A 20,265-nucleotide genomic window follows, 5' to 3' on the forward strand; every position below is an offset into this window, starting at 1 on the left:
TATTGCCAATTGTATTTTTTTCTTCTTAATCTGGCTTAGAAAATAAACCGAACGGATAATGCCAGTTCATCGCCCCAGAATCCGGTGTAGCCAATCAGGTTAAATCCGGGTTTCCAGTCGAGGCCGATATTAAACGGAATCGCTTCAATGTTGTACTCAATCCCGATAATTCCGTCAATCCCAACTACGGTGTGCGAAGAACCATTGTCATCAAACCACGGGTGGTTTTTGTAGTTGTCTCCCCAAAAACCTACATGCCCGCCAAACCCGTAATACCAGTTTAGTCGCGGAGTGTTGAAAGCCTGTGCGTGTATTTCGTACAAGCCAGTAACATGAAATCCGTGCCAGCGCGTTGACAGCAATCCTTCAATGGCTTTGTTGCTGCCAATAAAATGTTTAACGGTTAACCCATTTGACAAGCCGCCCCTAAAACCGATTCCGGTATTGTAATCCTGAGCATTGGCCGCAAAAGTTGCAAATAAAAAAAGCGTCGCTACAAATAATAGTTTTCTCATCTTCTTTTTGTTTAAATTAATATTTGTGGTAATTATAACATTTAAAGGCTTTTAATGTTTTTAGGCCCCGAAAAATTATGAGCTAATGTTTATCCTTTAGCTTACTGGTTAAAAACATATGATATAATGTTGGCACCCATCTTTAAAGCTTTTTCTCTGAGTTCCGGCGGATCGTTGTGAACGGCTTCATCTTCCCATCCATCGCTTATGTCCGACTCGTAGGTGTAAAGACAAACCATCCGGTCTTCGATGAAAAGAGCAAATGCCTGAGGTCGTTTATTGTTGTGTTCGTGAATTTTCGGTAATCCTTCGTTAAACGTATATTTCTGGTGAAAAATCGGGTGGGAGGGAGGCAGCTCCACCAACTCCTTATTGGGGAAAACTTTTTTTATTTCCCGCCTGAAGTATTCGTCAATTCCATAGTTGTCGTCAACATGTAGAAATCCTCCTGCATCGAGGTAACTCCGCAGATTCATTGCTTCGCTTTCAGACAAAACAATGTTGCCGTGACCGGTTAAATGGACAAACGGAAAGTTAAACAGTTCGGAACTTCCTATTTCAACAGTAGAAGGCTCTGCGTAAATTGTTGTTTTTATGTTTTGATTGCAAAATGCAATAAGGTTGGGAAGCGCAGTGGGGTCTGCATACCAGTCGCCTCCTCCTCCGTATTTTGCCAGTCCGATTCTAACCGGTTGAGCATGAATTCCAATCGTTAGAAAGGACAAGAGTAATAAAGTGAACAATGCTTTCATTGACTCAGATTTTTTGAAAAATACAATTCTTATGCTGATAGCAATAAACAAGAGACCGGGTTTGTCATTTTTCGTTCATTAAATTAACAATATGGCAAGCCACAACACCGGCCGTTTCGGTTCGCAGTCTGGCATTGCCAAGCGAAATTTCCTGAAAGCCTATTGCTTTGGCCTGATTAACTTCCTCCGGACTGAAATCACCTTCGGGGCCAATCAAAACAACAACGCTTTCGCCTTCTGCTACCACATTTTTTAAATGAGGTTTTTCGCCTTCGTAGCAATGGGCAATGAATTTCTGAGATGCCGTGCATGTGTTTACAAAGTCGCTAAACGAAGTTAGCGTGTTCAGTTGCGGAAGGTAAGCTTTTACCGACTGTTTCATTGCCGAAATGAGGATTCGTTCAAAGCGATCCGGCTTAATGCTTTTTCGTTCGCTGTGTTCACACAACAACGGCGTTATTTGGTCGATTCCTATTTCTGTAGCTTTTTCGAGAAACCATTCCAGCCTGTCGGTATTTTTAGTGGGCGCAATTGCAATGTGTAAATTGAAATTGCGTTTCCCGTATTCTTTTTGAGTTTTTAATACCGAAAGCCTGCATTTTTTTTGATTTGGGTCAACAATTTCTGCAAGGTAAAATCCGCCGGTTCCATCTATAACCTGTACCTGATCTCCCTTTCCGAGCCGCAACACTTTTACCGCGTGTTTCGATTCTGTCTCATTAAAAATTAGTTCATCGTTTTGTACTCCGGGTACGAAAAAAAGCTGCATAACAAAACTATTTTGCTGCAAATTTAGAATAAATCGGGACATGCAAGTGGTGGCAGCGCGAAGCTATCCCATTATAACTTTTACCTGGCAAACCTTTTTTTTCTGAACCGGAATTTTATTCCCTTCAATCTGAAGCCCGTCGACAACCAGCATTTTCACCCCTTTTGAAACGCTGTCGGGATTTAAAACTTCAATTTGATACTCGGTATTCCGGAACCTTCGGGTAACGCGGAACCCTTCCCATTTTTTGGGAATGCACGGGTTAACAATTAGTCCGTCGTAGTCGGGCTGAATTCCCAGAATATATTGCGAAACGGCAAAAAAGTTCCAGGCTGCCGTGCCGGTTAGCCATGAGTTTTTTGCTTCGCCGGGTTTCCAGGCATCCTTGCCGGCAATCATTTGCGCATAAACATACGGCTCGGTTCGGTGCAGGTCGCTAATATCTTCGAGGTACGAAGGACATATTTTTTTGTAGTACTCAAATGCCTGCTCTCCGTTTCCCTCCAAAACTTCGCCTATCATTATCCACGGATTATTGTGGCAGAACACCCCTGCGTTTTCTTTGTAACCTTCCGGATAGCTCGAAATTTCACCTTTGCTGATGTCGTATTCGGTAAAAGCCGGGTTGTTCAGAACAATGCCATATTTGCAATCCAGGTGCTTTTTTACGGACAGCAATGCCTGCCTGGTCCACCCTTTTTCCTCCCCAATACCGGCCATGGTACAAAAGCCGTTTGACTCAATAAATATTTTCCCTTCGTTGTTTTCGCAACTGCCCACTTTCTTTCCGAAAAAGTCGTACGCCCGCAAAAACCATTCGCCGTCCCATCCGTATTTTTCAACAGAACTTTTCATTTCATCAACAGCTTTAACAGCTTTTTGGGCTTCTTCTGTTTTGCCGATAAAATTTAAAAGTTTTGCATATTCATTTCCGTAAAGCACAAACATTCCGGCAATCATTACCGACTCGGCAACGTCACCCGATTTGTTTTCAGTGGTTTGAAACGATTCGTCGGGATTGTTGGAAAAACAGTTGAGGTTGAGGCAATCGTTCCAGTCGGCCCGCCCGATTAGCGGCAAGCCATGCGGCCCCAGGTTATTGGTTACATGCAGAAACGATCGGTTTAAATGTTCAAGCAGCGGTTGTGCTTTGGTTGCATCGTTGTTGAACGGAACCATCTCGTTCAATATCGAAAAATCTCCGGTCTCCTTTATGTAAATGGTGGTAGACAGGATTAACCAAAGCGGGTCGTCGTTAAAATTTCCGCCAATATCAGCATTTCCTTTTTTTGTGAGCGGCTGGTATTGATGCCAGGCGCCACCGTCTTCAAGTTGAGTTGCTGCAAGGTCGAGAATTCGTTCTTTTGCCTTTTCCGGAATAAGATGCACGAACCCGATTAAATCCTGGTTGGAGTCCCGGAATCCCATTCCGCGGCCAATTCCCGATTCAAAATAAGAAGCCGACCTGGACATGTTGAAAGTGACCATATTCTGATACTGATTCCAGATATTTACCATCCGGTCAAGTTTTTCGTCGTGGCTTTTAATCTGGAAATTTGAAAGCAGCTCGTCCCAGTATATTTTCAACCGCTGAAGTTCCTGCTCAACGCTTTCTGACGTCGAGAACTTTTGTATCAGCTGGTTGGCTTTTGTTTTATTGATAACTCCTTTCGATTCCCATTTGTTATCCGCATCATTTTCAATATAACCCAGAATGAAAATCAATTCTTTTTCTTCTCCGGCCTGAAGTTCAATTTCAAAATAGTGCGATGCAATGGGAGACCACCCGTGCGCCACCGAATTTTTAGCCTTTCCCTGTCGCACAACATCCGGGTCTGAATAGGAATTGTACAGCCCCACGAAAGCTTCACGATCGGTATCAAATCCGTCCGGATTTTGGTTTGCAGCATAAAATGCATAGTGGTTACGCCGCTCCCGGTATTCTGTTTTATGAAATATGGCAGCGCCTTCCAGTTCAACTTCGCCGATGGAGTAGTTGCGTTGGAAGTTGGTCATGTCATCCTGCGCATTCCAAAGGTTCCATTCCACAAAAGAAAACAGCTTGAAATTTTTTTTCGCCGTGCTCCGGTTTTGCAGTTTTATCCGCTGAATTTCGGCAGAAACACCCAGTGGAACCAGGTACGTTACTTCTGCCACCAGGCTGTTTTTTTCTCCTGTAATTTTCGAATAGCCGAGTCCGTGCCGGCACTGGTAGCCGTCGAGGGGAGTTTTTACCGGTTTCCAGCCCGGCGACCAAACCGTATCGTTCTCTTTAATGTAGAAATATTTCCCGTTATCGTCTATGGGTACATTGTTGTACCTGAAACGGGTGATTCGCCTGAATCGCGGATCTTTGTAAAAACTATATCCGCCCCCCGTGTTGGATATCAGGCTGAAAAAATCATCGTTGCCCAAATAGTTGATCCAGGGCCACGGAGTTTGCGGATGGGTAATAACATATTCGCGGTTTTGGTCGTCGAAAAGGCCGAATTTCATTTTACGCTTAGTTTGTTAATAATAACAAATTTAGCGCTTATTGTAATCGAAACAAAATGAATTGCCGGAAAAATAAAATGCTCAAAAATATTTTATTGTCGGTGAAATCCGGCAGACACAAAACGAAGAACCTCGGGAAGAGATTCGCGCCAGTAGGTCCAGTTGTGCACGCCGTCCCGAACCCTGTACTCGTGCGGAATGTTTCTTTTTTTCAGGGTGATGTGCACTAAAGAATTTCCTTCAAAAAGAAAATCGTCGTCGCCACAGTCAATATACCAGCGAACTGCTTTTAAATCTTCTTCCGGAAGATTTTTTACCATTTCGGTTACGCTGTATTTCTGATACCAGGCGTCCATTTTTTCTTTGGGAGCATCCGGCATTCCTCGTCGCTGCATAAAATTTTCGACACCTTCGCGGGTGAGCGGCCCGGTTGAGGCACTCAGCGGGCAGGCAGCAGAGAACATATCCGGGCGGTGAAGCGCGTAGTAGAAAGTTCCGCCGCCGCCCATCGACAATCCCGCAATTGCCCTGTTGCTTTTCCCTTCTCTGATTCGGTAGTTGTCTTCAATAAAAGGGATGAATTCTTCGAAAAAGAAATCTTCGAAGCGCCAGTTTCCGCTAACATCATTGGTGTATCCACGCTGGCCGGTGTTGGCGTCGGGCATTACAACAATCATTGCAGTTGAAACGCCGTCTTTAATGGCTTTGTCGGTAATTTGTTGCACTTCTCCAAACTGAACCCAACCGGTTTGGTCGTCGCCGGCGCCATGCAGCAGGTATAAAACCGGATAACTTCTTTGAGATGTTTCGTAATCGGGCGGAAGATAAATGGCATACTTACGTTCCATGTTGAGAATTTCGCTGTTCAAAGAAAGGTTGTCAAAAACTTTTCCGGTTTGTGCACCGGCGCTCAGCGCTATAATAAATGCACAAATTGTAGTAATAATCCGATTATTCATTTGTATTGTATTTTTTAGAATTTCCTGACTAAACGCAGTTTTAAACCATTTCAGCAAAAAGAGTTTTTTGTAACCTGGCGCAAAGCACACTTCATTTTTTATCTGAAATAAGCCCGGCAGAAATTGTATTTGTAAAGATACGGAATTGCGAATTAGGTACCATCAGGAATATTGGTTTTGTGCATTTGACAGTTTGTTATTTTTTAATGAGGTTGGCAAAAAAAAAGGCCCTGCAAACTGCAGAACCTTTTTAGAGAATAATTAAAAATTATAAGCTTTTTTTAGCGAGATAGAAATCCATCATTTCATAATCGCTTTTTTCACGTTCTTCCATGTCGTCAACAGTTTTTGGCGGAGGAACAATTACTTTTTCTCCCGGTTTCCAGTTTAACGGTAAAGCTACACTGTATTTGTCGGAAGTTTGCAGAGCTTTTAAAACTCTCAAAATTTCGTCCATGTTTCGTCCTACGTTCAGCGGGTAATACATGATTAACCTGATTTTTCCTTCCGGGTCAATAAAGAATACTGCCCTTACTGCAGAAGTTTCACTTTCGTTTGGCTGAAGCATCCCGTAAAGTTTAGATACTTTCATATCGATATCAGCAATAATCGGGAAATCAAACAGAACGCCGCTGTTTTTCTTTACATTATTTACCCATGCTACGTGAGAGTGAATACTGTCGATACTCAACCCCAGCAGTTTTGCGCCCAACTCTTTGAATTCGTTATGGCGTACTGCGAAGCCACTCATTTCAGTAGTACATACCGGAGTAAAGTCAGCAGGGTGTGAGAACATTACCACCCAGCTTCCTTTGTTAAATTCGGAAAACTGGACAGGCCCGTAAGTTGTATTCGCTTTAAAATCGGGGGCTTTGTCGCCTATCCGAGGCATTGTAATTACTTTTTCTTCTTCCATTTTTTATATGTTTTAGTATTGCTATTAATTGTTAATCAAGTTTCAGAAAGGTAAACATTCTATATGAAAATAAGTTCAATATTGATGTTAAGTAATTCTGAATTTGCCAGAGCCTTTCGGGGAAGCTTATTTTCCTTTCTTTTTTTTAGAAGGCCACAACATACTGAAGTAGATCAGAATTAAAGACAACCCGGCTACAAGTGCGCTAAGGACAAGTTTTTCTTGTTTTTCCATTAAGTAAATGGCGTGGGTACTTATTTGTTCCCAATAAGTAATGGTTAACAAAACCATAAGGTTGTTGAGCGAATGGCCGAGTATGGCCAGCAGAATACTTTTGGTACGGAGCACCAGCCAGCCAAGCAATAATCCGAGCACAAATGTTGCAGGCATTTGCCACGGGTTCAGATGGAAAAGCGAAAACAACAACGCCGAAACAATTACGGCTGTTATTCCGTGGTAGTTTTTTCTCAGTCCGTGCAATATTAATCCTCTGAAAATTAGTTCTTCAATAATTGGTGCAATAACAGCTACTTTGAAAAATGCTCCCCACCAGCCAAAATCGCTGTCGAATATTTTGCCAAAAAGTTCCCAGAACCAGGGCGGTGCAGGAAGTACTTTGTTTAGCGCATTATTTACAACATCGAGCAAATTGTGGGCGCCCCAGAAGAATGTAATAATGGGCAGCACTACAAGTGGATTGAATTTTTTTACCGGAAATACTTCAAAAACGCGGGCTTTCGATTTTTTGAGGCCGTAAAGCAATATGAAAATGGTTGAACCTGCGTTTAATAGAATTTTTTTTACCGGATTGTACAAGTAATCTGTGCCTTTATAATAGTCGATTAATGCCAGTGGAAAATCTATTACCGTTTGGATGAACAGGTACAGAATAATCAGGTGAATGGCCTGGAGTATTGTAGGATAATATGTTTGCCTGAATTGTTGCATCATTCAAAATTCAAGACAAAATAAGCAATTTTTTGTTTACTTCAAGATTGTGCCGCCCTTGAAATTCTTGCTGTTTTAAAAGAAAAATACCTTTGCGAAATGTAGCTGTAGGTAACAACAATAACAGTTGTAAGTGCTTTGGCCAACGTCGCATAAAGCCCGGCATATTCAACAAAAATTTTCAGGAAAATGTAGTTCAGCAAAATAGCGCCTAAAACAGTTAATCCGTAGCGAAACAACTGGATGCGGCCGCGAAGTTCCGACGCCGTAAATGTTACATATTTGGCCAGAAAAAAACCGGTAGTAAACGTTATGGGAAAAACCAGCAAAAAGGCTGCAATGTGCGGACTAATGGCAATAACTTCCAAATCCAGAATTTGCTTGTCGAGTACGTATTGGTAAAAAATAAAGTAGAGAAAAATATCAAAAACAGTGTTGGCGCCGCCCGTAACACCATACCTGAAAACTTCAAGGGGAATAAACCTTAAGAACGGAAAATAGAAAAAATCAACTACCCGGATAATTGCAATCCGGCAAAAATGTAAAATGCTTCGCATAGATTTATTTAGTATCCCTTTTAGCCGCAAAGAAACGATTTTAACCCGAAATAAACAATTAGTAATCCGGTGGTTTGCGAAAGATTTTCTTCTGAGCCTGTTTCTTTTTGTTTTCTATTCGCTTCAGCCGGGAGGCAACAGTTGGCAGGGTTTTCTTTCTTTTTCGGGGTTTGGCCAACGCCTTTTCAATAAGCTCGAAAAATTTCAGAATGGCTTGTTCCCTGTTTCTCCACTGGGTACGTTCCGAGGTAGAGATTACCAGCAATTCGCCCTGGTTGGTTATCCGGTTTTTGAGCTTTGAAAGGAGGAGTTGTTTTTGCATTTCGTCAAGTGCCTCCGATTCCAAAACCTGAAAACGCAGTTCAATTTTTGTATTCACTTTGTTCACATTCTGTCCGCCGGGGCCGCCGCTGCGGCTGGCCGAAAACTGAACTTCATCCAGCAGTTTTGTTTTTACGAAATCAGAAAGTGCCATTTTAACTGGTTTTGCTAATTGTTTCCAGCTTTTTTTTATCGGTTATCGAAATGTTTTTCCCATCCAGCACAACGATATTTTCTTTTTCAAATTCCTTTAAAAACTTAATGGCGCTTTCGGTAGAAATGGAAGCAAAATCGGCCAGTTCCTGTCGGGTGAGAAATTCAAATACATTTTCTTTCAGAAAGTCTTCCTGCGACAGGTAAATGAGGCTGGAAGCGAGTTTCCCCCGCATTTGTTTGTACGAGATGTTTTTAATGATTTCCAGCAAGTGGCGTTCGTTGCGGTAATTTTTCGAAGTGATTTCCAAAGCAAACTGTGGATTTTGCAGCAGAATATCTTTCAAACTTTCTTTTTCAATCATGCAAATTTCCGAGTCTTTCAGCGCCTGAGCAGAATAGGTGTGAATATTTTCGCCAAAAATGGAAGAGAATGCCAGAAAATCGCCTGTTTTGGCCAAATTAATATTTACCTGCTTGTCGTAGCCCGTCTGAAGATAAACTTTAATCAGACCGCTTACCACGTACAAAACGTACGGTGCAAAGGCGCCCTGCTTAAAAATCGTTTCGCCTTTCAAATAGGCAATACGGGTTTTGTTTTGTGCCAGCTGGCTCAATGCCCCCTGAAAATCTTTTTCAAGACTTGTAAAACCTTTGTGCTGACTGTTATTTGCTGAATTTCTGTCGCTCATTTTTATTTGCTGAAAAAACAGTACAAAAATACAAAAACAATCCAAGCAGTCTGACGACAGGAAAAAAACTGAAATATTTCAGCTCTCCGCCTTTCCTGCGCCTGTGTGCTTTTCTTGTCGGGAAAACGGTTTCAGCCTAGTTTTGTCGAAAAGATTTTTTAGTGAAAACAAACAGGTTAAATGAAATGAAAAAACGAGTTGCCATTCCGGTAACAAACGGACAGTTAAGTGAATATTTCGGTGAATGCAATCACTACGAAATTTTCGAAATTGACGGGAAGCTTGTCGGCAAAAAAGAAGAAAGGTTTCCCGCAGGAACTGTTGCTGCCGAACTTCCGGAGTGGCTTGAGAAAAAAGGAATTACCGACGTTATTGTTTACCGGGTAAATTCCAAAATCATTAAACTGTTTGCTTCAAAAAAAGTGAATCTGTTTGTCGGTGTTCCAATCGATTCGCCTCAAAAATTAATCGAAAATTATTTGCAGGGAAAACTGGAATCAGATGAAAAAATTATCCGCGAAATTACTTATTCAACAATATAGAAGGTTATTTACAATATTAACGTATTAATAGATTAATTATGAAATTCTTACAGACAAATCTCCCCGAAATTGAAACAGCAGCAGAGCTGGAAAAACTGATCAACGAAAATGAAAATGTGATGGTGTGCTGTGGTCGTATGGGGCCGATGTGCCTTCCGGTTTACGATGTAATGGAAGAGCTGGAAGAAGACCGTAGCAATGTAAAATTTGCTGTAATGGCGTTCGATAATCCCGAAGCAGCTGTTATTCGCAATGCTCCTGAATGCCGTGGTTTTATGGGATTGCCGTTTACTATGTATTACAAAAACGGAAAAGTTGCAGACGCCACCAGCAGCATTCAGAACATGCAGCAGGTAACTTCAATTTTAGATAAACAATTTGCAGAAAAAGCTTAACAATGGACGAAGTTTTTGATGTGATGATAATTGGTGCGGGGGCAGCCGGGTTAACCGCCGGCATTTACGCCTCGCGCGCCAAACTTTCCACACTTATTCTGAACGAAGGCGCAGTTGGCGGACAGATGGTGCTTACCGAAGAAATTGCCAATTACCCCGGCGTGCCTGCAACCAAAGGCTACATGCTTGCCAATACCATGAAACAGCAGGCCAAAAGCTTTGGATGCAAAATAAAATCGAATGTGAAAATTGTACGCTACCAACTCAATGGAACGGTAAAATCTGTGGAGTTGGAAGATGGCCGGAGTTTTCAGGCCAAAAGTATAATTCTTACCCCGGGCGGAAAACCGCGTTCGTTGAACATTACAGGCGAGGAACAGTTTAAAGGGAAAGGAATTTCATACTGCGCTACCTGCGACGGCGACTTTTTTACAGGAAAAGAAGTAGTTGTGGTTGGAGGTGGAAATTCGGCCCTGGAAGAGGCTGTGGCACTGACCCAATACGCAACCAAAGTGACGATTGTACATCAGTTCGACCATTTTCAGGCTTTTAAACATGCGGTGGAAGAAGCCCAAAAGAATCCGAAAATTGAATTTGTTCTTGAATCGGAATTGAGAGGTTTTTACGGAAACGGGGTGTTGCAGAAAGTGGAAATAGAACATCTTCCTTCGGGAAAAAGAAGTGAACTTAAAACCGATGGGACTTTTATTTTTGTGGGATATCAGCCCAATACCGAAAGCATAAAAGAGTTTGTACAACTGAACGAGCGCGGCGAAATTATGGTTGACCCGGCAATGAAAACCAGTGTGGATGGTGTTTTTGCGGCAGGCGACTGTATTGCGAAACGTTACCGCCAGGTTACAACAGCGGTTGCAGAAGGAACCATTGCCGCGTTAAGCGCAGCAGAGTATTCAAGGAGTTGAGAGATTTCTCCCGGCATTAGTCGGGTAACCCAGAGGTTGTTTGCCTTTTTAAGGCAGCACAAAACAGAAAGGATAAAATTATGGCAAAAGAACAGGTAAAAGTAAAATGGCTGGAAAATATGGCTTTTTCGGCCGAAGTCAGCGGGCACGAAATTATTTTGGATGCCTCAGACAAAGTAGGAGGAGAAAATCGCGGTCCGCGCCCCAAACCGCTTATGCTGACAGCGCTGGCGGGTTGCACAGGGATGGATGTGGTTTCAATACTGAAAAAAATGCGTGTAGAAGTAGATGGTTTTAATGTTTATGTTGATGGCGAACTCACGGAAGAACATCCGAAACAATTTAGCCAAATGCACGTGACTTACGAGTTTAAAGGAAAAAACCTCCCGGTGGAAAAACTCCAAAAAGCAGTTAACCTTTCAGAAGAACGTTATTGCGGGGTGAGTGCCATGTATCGCAAAGCAATCGGCCTCACCAGCGAAATCAAAATCATTGAAGAATAGAAGTTATGTCAGCTACCTTAATCGTAATAATTGCAATACTTGTAGTACTTATCGGGTTAATCACATTCAATTACTACCGGATGAAAAATATGAAGCCGGTGCCCGACAGTGACAGAATTAAAGTGCTCGGGAATAAAAACTTCAAGCCTGTAATCAGCAAGGGAATCACCCTGGTCGATTTTTGGGCTCCGTGGTGCGGCCCCTGTAAAATGGTGGCGCCAATATTAAACGAATTGGCAGAATCTGACACCCGGGTAACCGTGGGCAAAGTGAATGTTGATCAGCAGCAGCAACTGGCCCAGAAGTTTAAAGTGCGTAATATTCCCACGCTTGTTATGTTTCGCGACGGAAAGGAAGTGCGCCGCTATGTAGGCGTAAAAACCAAAAAGTTTCTGGAGAAAGAAATTACCGCCGAACTGGCGTAGCTGAGCTTGCTGTTTAATACTATATATTTTGAACGCTGGCATTGTTTTGAAAACATGTCAGCGTTTGTTTTTACCGTTAAATATCTATTTCGCCAATAAGATAGGTAATTGCATTTCCGCCGATTTCGACCCGATTGCCCAGATTTTTGCAGTACAGCGTTCCACCTCGCTTTGAAATTTGTCGGGCAACCAATTTTGTTTTTCCTGATTTTTGAGACCAGTAGGGGATGAGTACGGTGTGTGCCGAACCCGTTACCGGATCTTCGTCAATCCCTTCGCGCGGGGCAAAAAAGCGTGATACAAAATCGTAGTCAACCGATGGTGCAGTGGCGATAATTCCACGCTCTTCCATTTTCATCAGGCAACTGAAATCCGGTTCAAGATTCTGGATTTCTTTTTCATTTCTGAAAACGAATAGCAAATTCTCCCGTCCTTTAAAACACTGTTGCGGTTCAATCCCGAAAGCTTTAGCGCTATTTTCTGGGAGTTTTATTGCATTTATTTCTGATGTGGGGAAATTGAGTACAATTAGTTTCTCTTCCTTTTTTACGGTTAACTTACCGCTTCTGGAATGAAAAACGATTTCTTTTCCGTTGAACCCGATATGTTCGAATAACACAAAGGCAGCAGCAAGCGTGGCATGTCCGCAAAGATTTACTTCTGTTGTAGGAGTAAACCACCTGATTTCGAAATTTGTGCCGCGGGGAACAAAAAAAACTGTTTCCGAGAGGTTGTTTTCCCGGGCAATATTTTGCATCAAATGGCTGGGGAGCCACTCTTCCAGCGGCACTACCGCAGCGGGGTTTCCGCTGAATGTTTTTTCCGCAAAAGCATCAACCTGAAATAATTTTAGTTTCATGTTTAGTCAACTTTTACATCGTGCTTTATTGTGGAATCTTCTTTTCTTGCAAACCGCCGTATTTTAATATTGAGGTACGCAAAAAGAATAGTCATTATCGGACTGATAATATTAAAAAAAGCATAAGGTGCGTAGGCAAACGTATCAACTCCCAAAACCCGCGACTGGGTGGCTCCGCAAGTATTCCACGGAATGAGCACCGAAGTCATTGTTCCGCTGTCTTCCAGTGTACGGCTGAGCAGTTCAGGTTTTAAGCCTTTTTCTTCGTAGGTTTTTCGGTACATTCTGCCGGGTACCACAATTGAAATGTACTGGTCAGAAGCAGTGGTGTTAAAAAATATGCAGGTTCCAACGGTGGAGGCAACCAGGCTGCCGGTGCTTTTTGCACGTTTTATAATGGGTTGGGTAATTCGGCGCAGCAGCCCTGCCGATTCCATCACTCCGCCAAAAACCATGGCCGAAAGAATAAGCCAGACCGTGTCCAGCATTCCTCGCATTCCCGATGTGCTGAGCAGATCGTTTACCGCCGCGTCGGTGGTAGTTAACGAAATATCGCCAAACATGGCTTGCATAAAAGAAATGTACGACGCTTTAACATAGTTGTCTGCTGTGCCTGCTATTTCTGTAATAATTTCGGGTTGAAAAATAATGGCGAAAATGCCGCCAAGTAATGTTCCTGCCAGCAACGACGGCAGTGGCGGAACTTTTAATATAATGATGGTTAGTAAAATTACCGGAACCAGAAATAAAAGTGGGTTGGTATTGAAAGTGCCGTCAATAGCGGTTTTTACTGCCTGCACATTTTCAAAAACATCCGAGTGATCGCCACTGAACCCGATTACCAGAAAAATGATGAGCGTGAGTGCAAGCGACGGAACGGTAGTATAAAACATGTACCTGATATGGGTGAACAAATCGGTTCCGGCCATGGCCGGTGCCAGGTTGGTAGTATCGCTCAACGGGGAAATCTTGTCACCAAAATAGGCGCCGCTGATTATCGCTCCGGCAATAATCGACGTATTTATTCCGAGCGCTTCTCCAATTCCCAGCAGGGCAACGCCAATGGTTGCAATTGTCGACCATGAACTGCCGGTGGCAACACTAACAATTGCGCTAACCACAACCGCTGTAAACAGAAACAGTCTCGGATTAATGATGTCCAGCCCGTAATAAATCATGGCAGGAACAACTCCGCTTATCATCCAGGTTCCGGCAAGCGAGCCAATCAGCAGCAAAATCAATATAGAAGGCATGGCCGAGCCAATGGTGCTTACTATTTTTTCTCTGATTTTATTCCAGGGCAACCCCAGCCAAATCGAAATAACACCTGCAATAGCAGCCGAAAGTAGCAGGGCAATCTGGTTAGCACCCGAAAGAGTATCATCAAAAAGAAATACATTGGAGGTTAGAAGAACAATCAGTACCAAAATTGGCAACAGAGCTTCAAACAAGCTTGCTTCCCGCTTCATTTAAAATTTTTCTCGGTTAAGTCGGCAAACTAATACATTTTGAGCAAAAACCGGGAATTAATTTTAAAAAAATCGATCAACCTAAAAACCAATTTAAAATAACGCTTCTCAAATAATTAAATGTTCCTATTTTCGTTTTTGGTTTTATTTAGGTTTTGTATGAAAAAAGTATATCTGGGATTATTAACCGGTTTTTTAGTATTGGGATTTGTTACAACAACTCTGGCACAAAGGAGTAACGGTCTTGCCGTGGAAGGAACTGTTTCTGTGGAAGAAGGTTCGGTTGACGGAGCCGTAATACAAATGTTTCGGGACGGGCGCAGACTCGATAATTATGGAATTGGCACCAATGGAAATTATAGAGTTGAACTGAATTATAATCACGAATTCACCCTTATTTTCTCCCGGCAGGGAAATTTCCCGCAAAAAATAGTGGTAAACACAAACGTGCCGCGGCAGGTGTTGCAGACTGCTCCCTCTTTTCCTCCCTTTCCTGCAAATATTAAACTGTTTACCGAAATTCCCGGGATTGACCGCACTTTCTCAGAGAACACCGTTCAGAAAATTTATTACAGCGATAAGGTGGATAATTTTATTTCTGATCTTTTTTACAACGATGCACAAATTAAACGTTTGATAGATCAGGCCATTTTGCAGTCGAAAATGATTGGGCAGGAGGCCGATTTTCTGGCCGGGCTCACAAAAGCCGAGTTGGCCGAGTTGAGAAAAGAGTACGACCAGCACATTAAAGAGGCTGAAACCGAATACAAAAAAGAAGAATTTCTGGCTGCGCTTGATGGTTACAAAGCGGCCAGCAAAGTTTTCCCAAAAGAGCAGTATCCCAAAGACAGGATTGCCGAAATTAACGATTTGCTGGGGCTGTTGATGGTTGCCGATGAAATGAACCAGGCGTTGGCGCAACGGCTCGAAGCGCTATTGAAACAAGCCGATGAATTGTTCGCAAATAAAAAATATGCAGACGCCCGAAATGCCTACCACCGCGCCTTGTCGGTAGACCCGAATAATGCGCATGCTCAACAGCGGGCCGACGAGATAAATGCAATAATCAAACAGCAGCAGGTTGATCAGGAGTATCAGAATTTAATTGTTCAGGCAGATAATTCGTTTAAAGAATTGTTGTATGTCGAAGCTAAAAATACCTTTCAAAAGGCACTGGAACTAAAGCAGAATGAGGGTTACCCAAAGCAGAAAATTGATGAAATTGATGGTATTCTTGCACAACAGTCGCAAAATGCCCAAAAGCTGAAAAGTTACGAAGAGGCTATTTTTCAGGCTGAAGTGAATTTTGAAAAACAGTTTTACGAAAGGGCAATTTCTTTTTATGAAAGCGCGCTTGGTTACAAACCCGGAGACGAGGTGGCAACCCGCCGAATTCAGGAGGTTAAAGAATTGATGAATGAGCTGGCAAATCGAACCATGTACGATAAACTGGTTAAGTCAGCAGATCGTTTTTTCCAGCGGAAGAATTATCAGGAAGCGCTGGCCGGGTATCAGCATGCTTCCGAATTGCTGCCAAAAGAAGAGTATCCACAAAATCAGATTACTAAAATCAACGATATTTTTGCTGAAGAAGCGCGTCTCGCAGCAGAGGCCACAGCCGCAGAACAGGCTCGCCTGGCTGCTTTGCAGGCCGAACAGGATCAGCAATATACACAGGCCGTTTCCCGTGGCGACAGCCTTTTCAACCTGAAAGAATACGATAGTTCCAGAATGGCCTACCAATTGGCTTTGCAGGTAAAACCCGACGAAACTTATCCGCAGCAGAAAATCACTGAGATTGGCGGTTTGCTCAACCAACTTGCTGCCGCACAAGAAATGTACGATGCTGCTGTCAGTCGTGGTGACAATGAATTCCGGCAGGAAAATTTCGACAATGCAAAAACTGCTTACAACGAAGCGCAACAAGCCAAGCCGGCAGAAACTTACCCCGCAGAACAACTGGCCAAAATCGACAGCATTGTAGACACCCGTGCCCGTCTTGCCGCAGAGGCCGCAGCCGCAGAACAGGCGCGCCTTACTGCGTTGCAGGCCGAACAGGATCAGCAATACGCACAGGCCGTTTCCCGTGGCGACAGCCTGTTCAACCTGAAAGAATATGAAACCTCCCGCACAGCGTACCAATTGGCTTTGCAGGTAAAACCCGACGAAACTTACCCGCAGCAGAAAATTACAGAGATTGGCGGTTTGCTGAACCAACTTGCAGCCGCACAAGAAACTTATGATGCTGCTGTCAGTCGTGGTGACAATGAATTCCGGCAGGAGAATTTTGATAATGCAAAAACTGCTTACAACGAAGCGCAGCAAGCCAAGCCGGCAGAAACTTACCCGGCAGAACAACTGGCTAAAATTGACAGCATTGTAGAAAACCGTGCGCGACTTGCCGCAGAGGCCGCAGCCGCAGAACAGGCTCGCCTGGCTGCGTTGCAGGCCGAACAGGATCAGCAATACGCGCAGGCCGTTTCTCGTGGCGACAGCCTGTTCAACCTCGCGGAATACGAACCCTCCCGCGCAGCGTACCAATCTGCTTTGCAGGTAAAACCCGACGAAACTTACCCGCAGCAGAAAATCACTGAGATTGGCGGTTTGCTGAACCAACTTACTGCCGCACAAGAAACTTATGATGCTGCTGTCAGTCGTGGTGACAATGAATTCCGGCAGGAGAATTTCGACAATGCAAAAACTGCTTACAACGAAGCGCAGCAGGCCAAGCCTGCAGAAACTTACCCTGCAGAACAACTGGCCAAAATCGACAGCATTGTAGAAACCCGTGCGCAACTTGCCGCAGAGGCCGCAGCCGCAGAACAGGCTCGCCTGGCTGCTTTGAAAGCCGAACAGGATCAGCAATATGCACAGGCCGTTTCCCGTGGCGACAGCCTTTTCAACCTGAAAGAATATGAACCCTCCCGCACAGCGTACCAATCTGCTTTGCAGGTAAAACCCGACGAAACTTATCCGCAGCAGAAGATTACAGAGATTGGCGGGTTGCTGAACCAACTTGCTGCCGCACAAGAAACGTACGATGCTGCTGTCAGTCGTGGTGACAATGAATTCCGGCAGGAGAATTTTGACAATGCTAAAACTGCTTACAACGAAGCCCAACAAGCCAAGCCGGCAGAGATTTACCCTGCAGAACAACTGGCTAAAATCGACAGCATTGTAGAAACCCGTGCTCGTCTCGCCGCAGAGGCCGCAGCCGCCGAACAGGCCCGCCTGGCTGCTTTGCAGGCCGAACAGGATCAGCAATACGTGCAGGCCGTTTCCCGTGGCGACAGCCTGTTCAACCTGAAAGAATACGAAACCTCCCGCACGGCGTACCAATCAGCTTTGCAGGTAAAACCCAACGAAACTTACCCGCAGCAGAAGATTACAGAGATTGGCGGTTTGCTGAACCAATTAGCTGCCGCACAACAAACTTATGCTGCTGCTGTCAGTCGTGGTGACAATGAATTCCTGCAGGAGAATTTTGACAATGCTAAAACTGCTTACAAGGAAGCGCAACAAGCCAAGCCGGCAGAGATTTACCCTGCAGAACAACTGGCCAAAATCGACAGCATTGTGGAAACCCGCGCGCGACTTGCCGCAGAGGCCGCAGCCGCCGAACAGGCTCGCCTGGCTGCTTTGCAGGCCGAACAGGATCAGCAATACGCGCAGGCCGTTTCCCGTGGCGACAGCCTGTTCAACCTAGCGGAATACGAAAATTCCCGCACAGCGTACCAATCAGCCTTGCAGGTAAAACCCAACGAAACTTACCCGCAGCAGAAGATTACAGAGATTGGCGGTTTGCTGAACCAATTAGCTGCCGCACAACAAACTTATGCTGCTGCTGTCAGTCGTGGTGACAATGAATTCCTGCAGGAGAATTTCGACAATGCAAAAACTGCTTACAACGAAGCCCAACAAGCCAAGCCGGCAGAGATTTACCCTGCAGAACAACTGGCTAAAATTGACAGCATTGTAGAAAACCGTGCTCGTCTCGCCGCAGAGGCCGAAGCCGCCGAACAGGCTCGCCTGGCTGCTTTGCAGGCCGAACAGGATCAGCAATACGTGCAGGCCGTTTCCCGTGGCGACAGCCTGTTCAACCTGAAAGAATACGAAACCTCCCGCACGGCGTACCAATCAGCTTTGCAGGTAAAACCCGACGAAACTTATCCGCAGCAGAAGATTACAGAGATTGGCGGTTTGCTCAACCAACTTGCAGCCGCACAAGAAACTTATGATGCTGCTGTCAGTCGTGGTGACAACGAATTCCGGCAAGAGAATTTTGACAATGCTAAAACTGCTTACAACGAAGCGCAACAAGCCAAGCCGGCAGAGATTTACCCTGCAGAACAACTGGCTAAAATCGACAGCATTGTAGAAACCCGTGCGCAACTTGCCGCAGAGGCCGCAGCCGCAGAGCAGGCTCGCCTGGCTGCTTTGAAAGCCGAACAGGATCAGCAATATGCACAGGCCGTTTCCCGTGGCGACAGCCTGTTCAACCTGAAAGAATACGAAACCTCCCGCACAGCGTACCAATTGGCTTTGCAGGTAAAACCCGACGAAACTTACCCGCAGCAGAAGATTACAGAGATTGGCGGTTTGCTGAACCAACTTGCAGCCGCACAAGAAACTTATGATGATGCTGTCAGTCGTGGTGATAACGAATTCCGGCAGGAGAATTTCGACAATGCAAAAACTGCTTACAACGAAGCTCAGCAGGCCAAGCCTGCAGAAACTTACCCTGCAGAACAACTGGCTAAAATCGACAGCATTGTAGAAACCCGTGCGCAACTTGCCGCAGAGGCCGCAGCCGCAGAACAGGCCCGCCTGGCTGCATTGCAGGCCGAACAAGATCAGCAATACGCGCAGGCCGTTTCCCGTGGCGACAGCCTGTTCAACCTGAAAGAATACGAAAATTCCCGCACGGCGTATCAATCAGCTTTGCAGGTAAAACCCGACGAAACTTATCCGCAGCAGCGTATTGACGAAATCAACGGTGTGCTTGCTGAGCGGGAACGCATCGAAAGTGAATATCGGGAAACGGTGGCTTTGGCAGACCAGCAATTCAACGCAAAGGACTACAGTAATGCGAAAGGCAACTTCGAAAAAGCACTTCAAATAAAACCGGAAGAAAGCTATCCGCAGCAAAAAATTGATGAGGTAAACCGGATGCTGGCTCAGCAGCAGCTCGACGAAGATTATAGCGCAATAATCCTCGCTGCCGATGGATATTTTAGTGCTGACTCGTTGGTTGAGTCCAAAACAGCGTACGAAAAGGCGTTGGTGATGAAGCCCAACGAAACTTATCCCAAGAGTCAGATTGTGAAAATTGATAATTTGCTGAGGCAGCAGCAGGAGAGGGTGCTGGCGGAACAGCGTGCTGCCGAGGATATGGAACGCAGACGCTCAGGAATAGAGCAGCACCAGCAGCAGCTGACCGAACGCCAGGAGATGAGCGAGTCGGGATTGAGCCAGTTGTACGGAGAGTACATTGCGTTGGCCGATGGGTTCTTTGATAAAAAAAGCTACAACGTGTCACGAGCCTGGTATTACAAAGCCTGGGATGTGAAGCCTGACGAGACTTATCCGCCGCAGCGTATAGAAGAAATTAATAAACTGGTTAGCGGACTGCTTTTAAATCAGCGCGACCGGGACTACCAGAATTTTGTAAACCTGGCCGACTCAACTTTTCGTGATAATCAGCTGGCTGTGGCAAGGGGATGGTACAACCGCGCGCTGACGATTAAACCGGCCGAAACATATCCGAAGGAACAGTTGCAGGCTATTGCCGATTTAATAGCTGAGCGGATGGCCGGCAGGTCGGGAGAACAGTTTGATAATCAGATGAAAAATGCTTCTGATGCTCTTGAAAACGGGAACTACAATGTTGCCCGGTTCTGGTTCAAAAAAGCGTTGGAGCTCAGACCCAACGACAATGATGCAAAAGAAGGGCTGTTGAAAATTAAGGAGGCGTTGCAGTAGTTTAGAACATTAGATTTTACGCCATGTGGGGGAGCCGGGACTTTGAATAAGTCACTTCAGTAAAAATGAATATCCGACGAAATTCAGCT

General features: G+C 44.6%; 18 protein-coding genes. 6 read left to right on the plus strand and 12 right to left on the minus strand.

Annotated elements, in window-relative coordinates:
* Window positions 1-35: 35 nt before the first annotated feature.
* From BUB08_RS05160 to BUB08_RS05205, 10 genes are all read right to left on the minus strand, one after another.
* Window positions 36-515: a hypothetical protein gene (locus BUB08_RS05160; RefSeq protein WP_072999533.1), complete on the minus strand. Its 480-nt coding sequence runs from the start codon at window positions 513-515 to the stop codon at window positions 36-38.
* Window positions 516-616: 101 nt separating this feature from the next.
* Window positions 617-1,267, minus strand: coding sequence for a DUF4159 domain-containing protein (locus BUB08_RS05165; RefSeq protein WP_072999534.1), 651 nt, complete (start codon window positions 1,265-1,267; stop codon window positions 617-619).
* Window positions 1,268-1,331: 64 nt separating this feature from the next.
* Window positions 1,332-2,036, minus strand: coding sequence for a 16S rRNA (uracil(1498)-N(3))-methyltransferase (locus BUB08_RS05170; protein WP_072999536.1), 705 nt, complete (start codon window positions 2,034-2,036; stop codon window positions 1,332-1,334).
* A 63-nt stretch (window positions 2,037-2,099) separates the two neighbouring features.
* On the minus strand, window positions 2,100-4,532 hold the full coding sequence (locus tag BUB08_RS05175) for a glycoside hydrolase family 94 protein (protein ID WP_072999537.1): 2,433 nt from the start codon (window positions 4,530-4,532) through the stop codon (window positions 2,100-2,102).
* Between the two features lie 92 nt (window positions 4,533-4,624).
* Window positions 4,625-5,491, minus strand: coding sequence for an alpha/beta hydrolase (locus tag BUB08_RS05180; protein WP_072999885.1), 867 nt, complete (start codon window positions 5,489-5,491; stop codon window positions 4,625-4,627).
* A 268-nt stretch (window positions 5,492-5,759) separates the two neighbouring features.
* Window positions 5,760-6,407 (minus strand): peroxiredoxin, encoded by a 648-nt coding sequence (locus BUB08_RS05185; protein ID WP_072999539.1) that lies wholly within the window; start codon window positions 6,405-6,407, stop codon window positions 5,760-5,762.
* A 126-nt stretch (window positions 6,408-6,533) separates the two neighbouring features.
* A complete protein-coding gene (locus BUB08_RS05190; RefSeq protein WP_072999541.1) occupies window positions 6,534-7,358 on the minus strand; it encodes a CPBP family intramembrane glutamic endopeptidase in 825 nt (274 codons plus the stop codon).
* A gap of 38 nt (window positions 7,359-7,396) precedes the next feature.
* Window positions 7,397-7,912, minus strand: a complete 516-nt coding sequence (locus BUB08_RS05195) for a GtrA family protein (RefSeq protein WP_072999543.1) — start codon at window positions 7,910-7,912, stop codon at window positions 7,397-7,399.
* Between the two features lie 58 nt (window positions 7,913-7,970).
* Window positions 7,971-8,387 carry an alternative ribosome rescue aminoacyl-tRNA hydrolase ArfB gene (gene arfB, locus BUB08_RS05200; RefSeq protein ID WP_072999545.1) on the minus strand — a complete coding sequence of 139 codons (417 nt, stop codon included), beginning with the start codon at window positions 8,385-8,387 and terminating at the stop codon, window positions 7,971-7,973.
* A 1-nt stretch (window position 8,388) separates the two neighbouring features.
* Window positions 8,389-9,078, minus strand: a complete 690-nt coding sequence (locus BUB08_RS05205) for a Crp/Fnr family transcriptional regulator (protein WP_083570611.1) — start codon at window positions 9,076-9,078, stop codon at window positions 8,389-8,391.
* Window positions 9,079-9,263: 185 nt separating this feature from the next.
* On the opposite strand from BUB08_RS05205, the gene BUB08_RS05210 reads away from it, so the two are divergent.
* From BUB08_RS05210 to trxA, 5 genes are all read left to right on the plus strand, one after another.
* Window positions 9,264-9,620: a NifB/NifX family molybdenum-iron cluster-binding protein gene (locus BUB08_RS05210; RefSeq protein WP_139249622.1), complete on the plus strand. Its 357-nt coding sequence runs from the start codon at window positions 9,264-9,266 to the stop codon at window positions 9,618-9,620.
* A 38-nt stretch (window positions 9,621-9,658) separates the two neighbouring features.
* Window positions 9,659-10,015: a thioredoxin family protein gene (locus BUB08_RS05215; protein WP_072999550.1), complete on the plus strand. Its 357-nt coding sequence runs from the start codon at window positions 9,659-9,661 to the stop codon at window positions 10,013-10,015.
* A 2-nt stretch (window positions 10,016-10,017) separates the two neighbouring features.
* Window positions 10,018-10,938 (plus strand): NAD(P)/FAD-dependent oxidoreductase, encoded by a 921-nt coding sequence (locus BUB08_RS05220; protein ID WP_072999552.1) that lies wholly within the window; start codon window positions 10,018-10,020, stop codon window positions 10,936-10,938.
* 80 nt (window positions 10,939-11,018) lie between these two features.
* Window positions 11,019-11,441 carry an OsmC family protein gene (locus BUB08_RS05225; protein ID WP_072999554.1) on the plus strand — a complete coding sequence of 141 codons (423 nt, stop codon included), beginning with the start codon at window positions 11,019-11,021 and terminating at the stop codon, window positions 11,439-11,441.
* Between the two features lie 5 nt (window positions 11,442-11,446).
* The gene (gene trxA / locus BUB08_RS05230; protein ID WP_217651562.1) at window positions 11,447-11,866 is read left to right on the plus strand and encodes a thioredoxin; all 420 of its coding nucleotides are present in this window, start codon (window positions 11,447-11,449) and stop codon (window positions 11,864-11,866) included.
* Between the two features lie 76 nt (window positions 11,867-11,942).
* Here trxA and BUB08_RS05235 read toward each other — a convergent pair whose 3' ends face one another.
* Together BUB08_RS05235 and nhaC are read right to left on the minus strand one after the other, a co-directional pair.
* Complete coding sequence (locus BUB08_RS05235; RefSeq protein ID WP_072999556.1) at window positions 11,943-12,725, minus strand: PhzF family phenazine biosynthesis protein; 783 nt, start codon at window positions 12,723-12,725, stop codon at window positions 11,943-11,945.
* Between the two features lie 2 nt (window positions 12,726-12,727).
* Window positions 12,728-14,194 (minus strand): Na+/H+ antiporter NhaC, encoded by a 1,467-nt coding sequence (gene nhaC, locus BUB08_RS05240; RefSeq protein ID WP_072999557.1) that lies wholly within the window; start codon window positions 14,192-14,194, stop codon window positions 12,728-12,730.
* 159 nt (window positions 14,195-14,353) lie between these two features.
* Between nhaC and BUB08_RS05245 the strand changes: the two genes are divergently transcribed.
* A complete protein-coding gene (locus BUB08_RS05245; protein ID WP_072999559.1) occupies window positions 14,354-20,176 on the plus strand; it encodes a tetratricopeptide repeat protein in 5,823 nt (1,940 codons plus the stop codon).
* Window positions 20,177-20,265 lie beyond the last annotated feature (89 nt).

This window comes from Mariniphaga anaerophila, from assembly GCF_900129025.1.
Lineage (GTDB): Bacteria > Bacteroidota > Bacteroidia > Bacteroidales > Prolixibacteraceae > Mariniphaga > Mariniphaga anaerophila.

What these genes read in the sequence shown, in the direction of transcription:
- BUB08_RS05160 (WP_072999533.1), bottom strand. Translation starts at nt 515, where the DNA reads ATGAGAAAACTATTATTTGTAGCGACGCTTTTTTTATTTGCAACTTTT.
- BUB08_RS05165 (WP_072999534.1), bottom strand. Translation starts at nt 1,267, where the DNA reads ATGAAAGCATTGTTCACTTTATTACTCTTGTCCTTTCTAACGATTGGA.
- BUB08_RS05170 (WP_072999536.1), bottom strand. Translation starts at nt 2,036, where the DNA reads ATGCAGCTTTTTTTCGTACCCGGAGTACAAAACGATGAACTAATTTTT.
- BUB08_RS05175 (WP_072999537.1), bottom strand. Translation starts at nt 4,532, where the DNA reads ATGAAATTCGGCCTTTTCGACGACCAAAACCGCGAATATGTTATTACC.
- BUB08_RS05180 (WP_072999885.1), bottom strand. Translation starts at nt 5,491, where the DNA reads ATGAATAATCGGATTATTACTACAATTTGTGCATTTATTATAGCGCTG.
- BUB08_RS05185 (WP_072999539.1), bottom strand. Translation starts at nt 6,407, where the DNA reads ATGGAAGAAGAAAAAGTAATTACAATGCCTCGGATAGGCGACAAAGCC.
- BUB08_RS05190 (WP_072999541.1), bottom strand. Translation starts at nt 7,358, where the DNA reads ATGATGCAACAATTCAGGCAAACATATTATCCTACAATACTCCAGGCC.
- BUB08_RS05195 (WP_072999543.1), bottom strand. Translation starts at nt 7,912, where the DNA reads ATGCGAAGCATTTTACATTTTTGCCGGATTGCAATTATCCGGGTAGTT.
- arfB (WP_072999545.1), bottom strand. Translation starts at nt 8,387, where the DNA reads ATGGCACTTTCTGATTTCGTAAAAACAAAACTGCTGGATGAAGTTCAG.
- BUB08_RS05205 (WP_083570611.1), bottom strand. Translation starts at nt 9,078, where the DNA reads ATGAGCGACAGAAATTCAGCAAATAACAGTCAGCACAAAGGTTTTACA.
- BUB08_RS05210 (WP_139249622.1), top strand. Translation starts at nt 9,264, where the DNA reads ATGAAAAAACGAGTTGCCATTCCGGTAACAAACGGACAGTTAAGTGAA.
- BUB08_RS05215 (WP_072999550.1), top strand. Translation starts at nt 9,659, where the DNA reads ATGAAATTCTTACAGACAAATCTCCCCGAAATTGAAACAGCAGCAGAG.
- BUB08_RS05220 (WP_072999552.1), top strand. Translation starts at nt 10,018, where the DNA reads ATGGACGAAGTTTTTGATGTGATGATAATTGGTGCGGGGGCAGCCGGG.
- BUB08_RS05225 (WP_072999554.1), top strand. Translation starts at nt 11,019, where the DNA reads ATGGCAAAAGAACAGGTAAAAGTAAAATGGCTGGAAAATATGGCTTTT.
- trxA (WP_217651562.1), top strand. Translation starts at nt 11,447, where the DNA reads ATGTCAGCTACCTTAATCGTAATAATTGCAATACTTGTAGTACTTATC.
- BUB08_RS05235 (WP_072999556.1), bottom strand. Translation starts at nt 12,725, where the DNA reads ATGAAACTAAAATTATTTCAGGTTGATGCTTTTGCGGAAAAAACATTC.
- nhaC (WP_072999557.1), bottom strand. Translation starts at nt 14,194, where the DNA reads ATGAAGCGGGAAGCAAGCTTGTTTGAAGCTCTGTTGCCAATTTTGGTA.
- BUB08_RS05245 (WP_072999559.1), top strand. Translation starts at nt 14,354, where the DNA reads ATGAAAAAAGTATATCTGGGATTATTAACCGGTTTTTTAGTATTGGGA.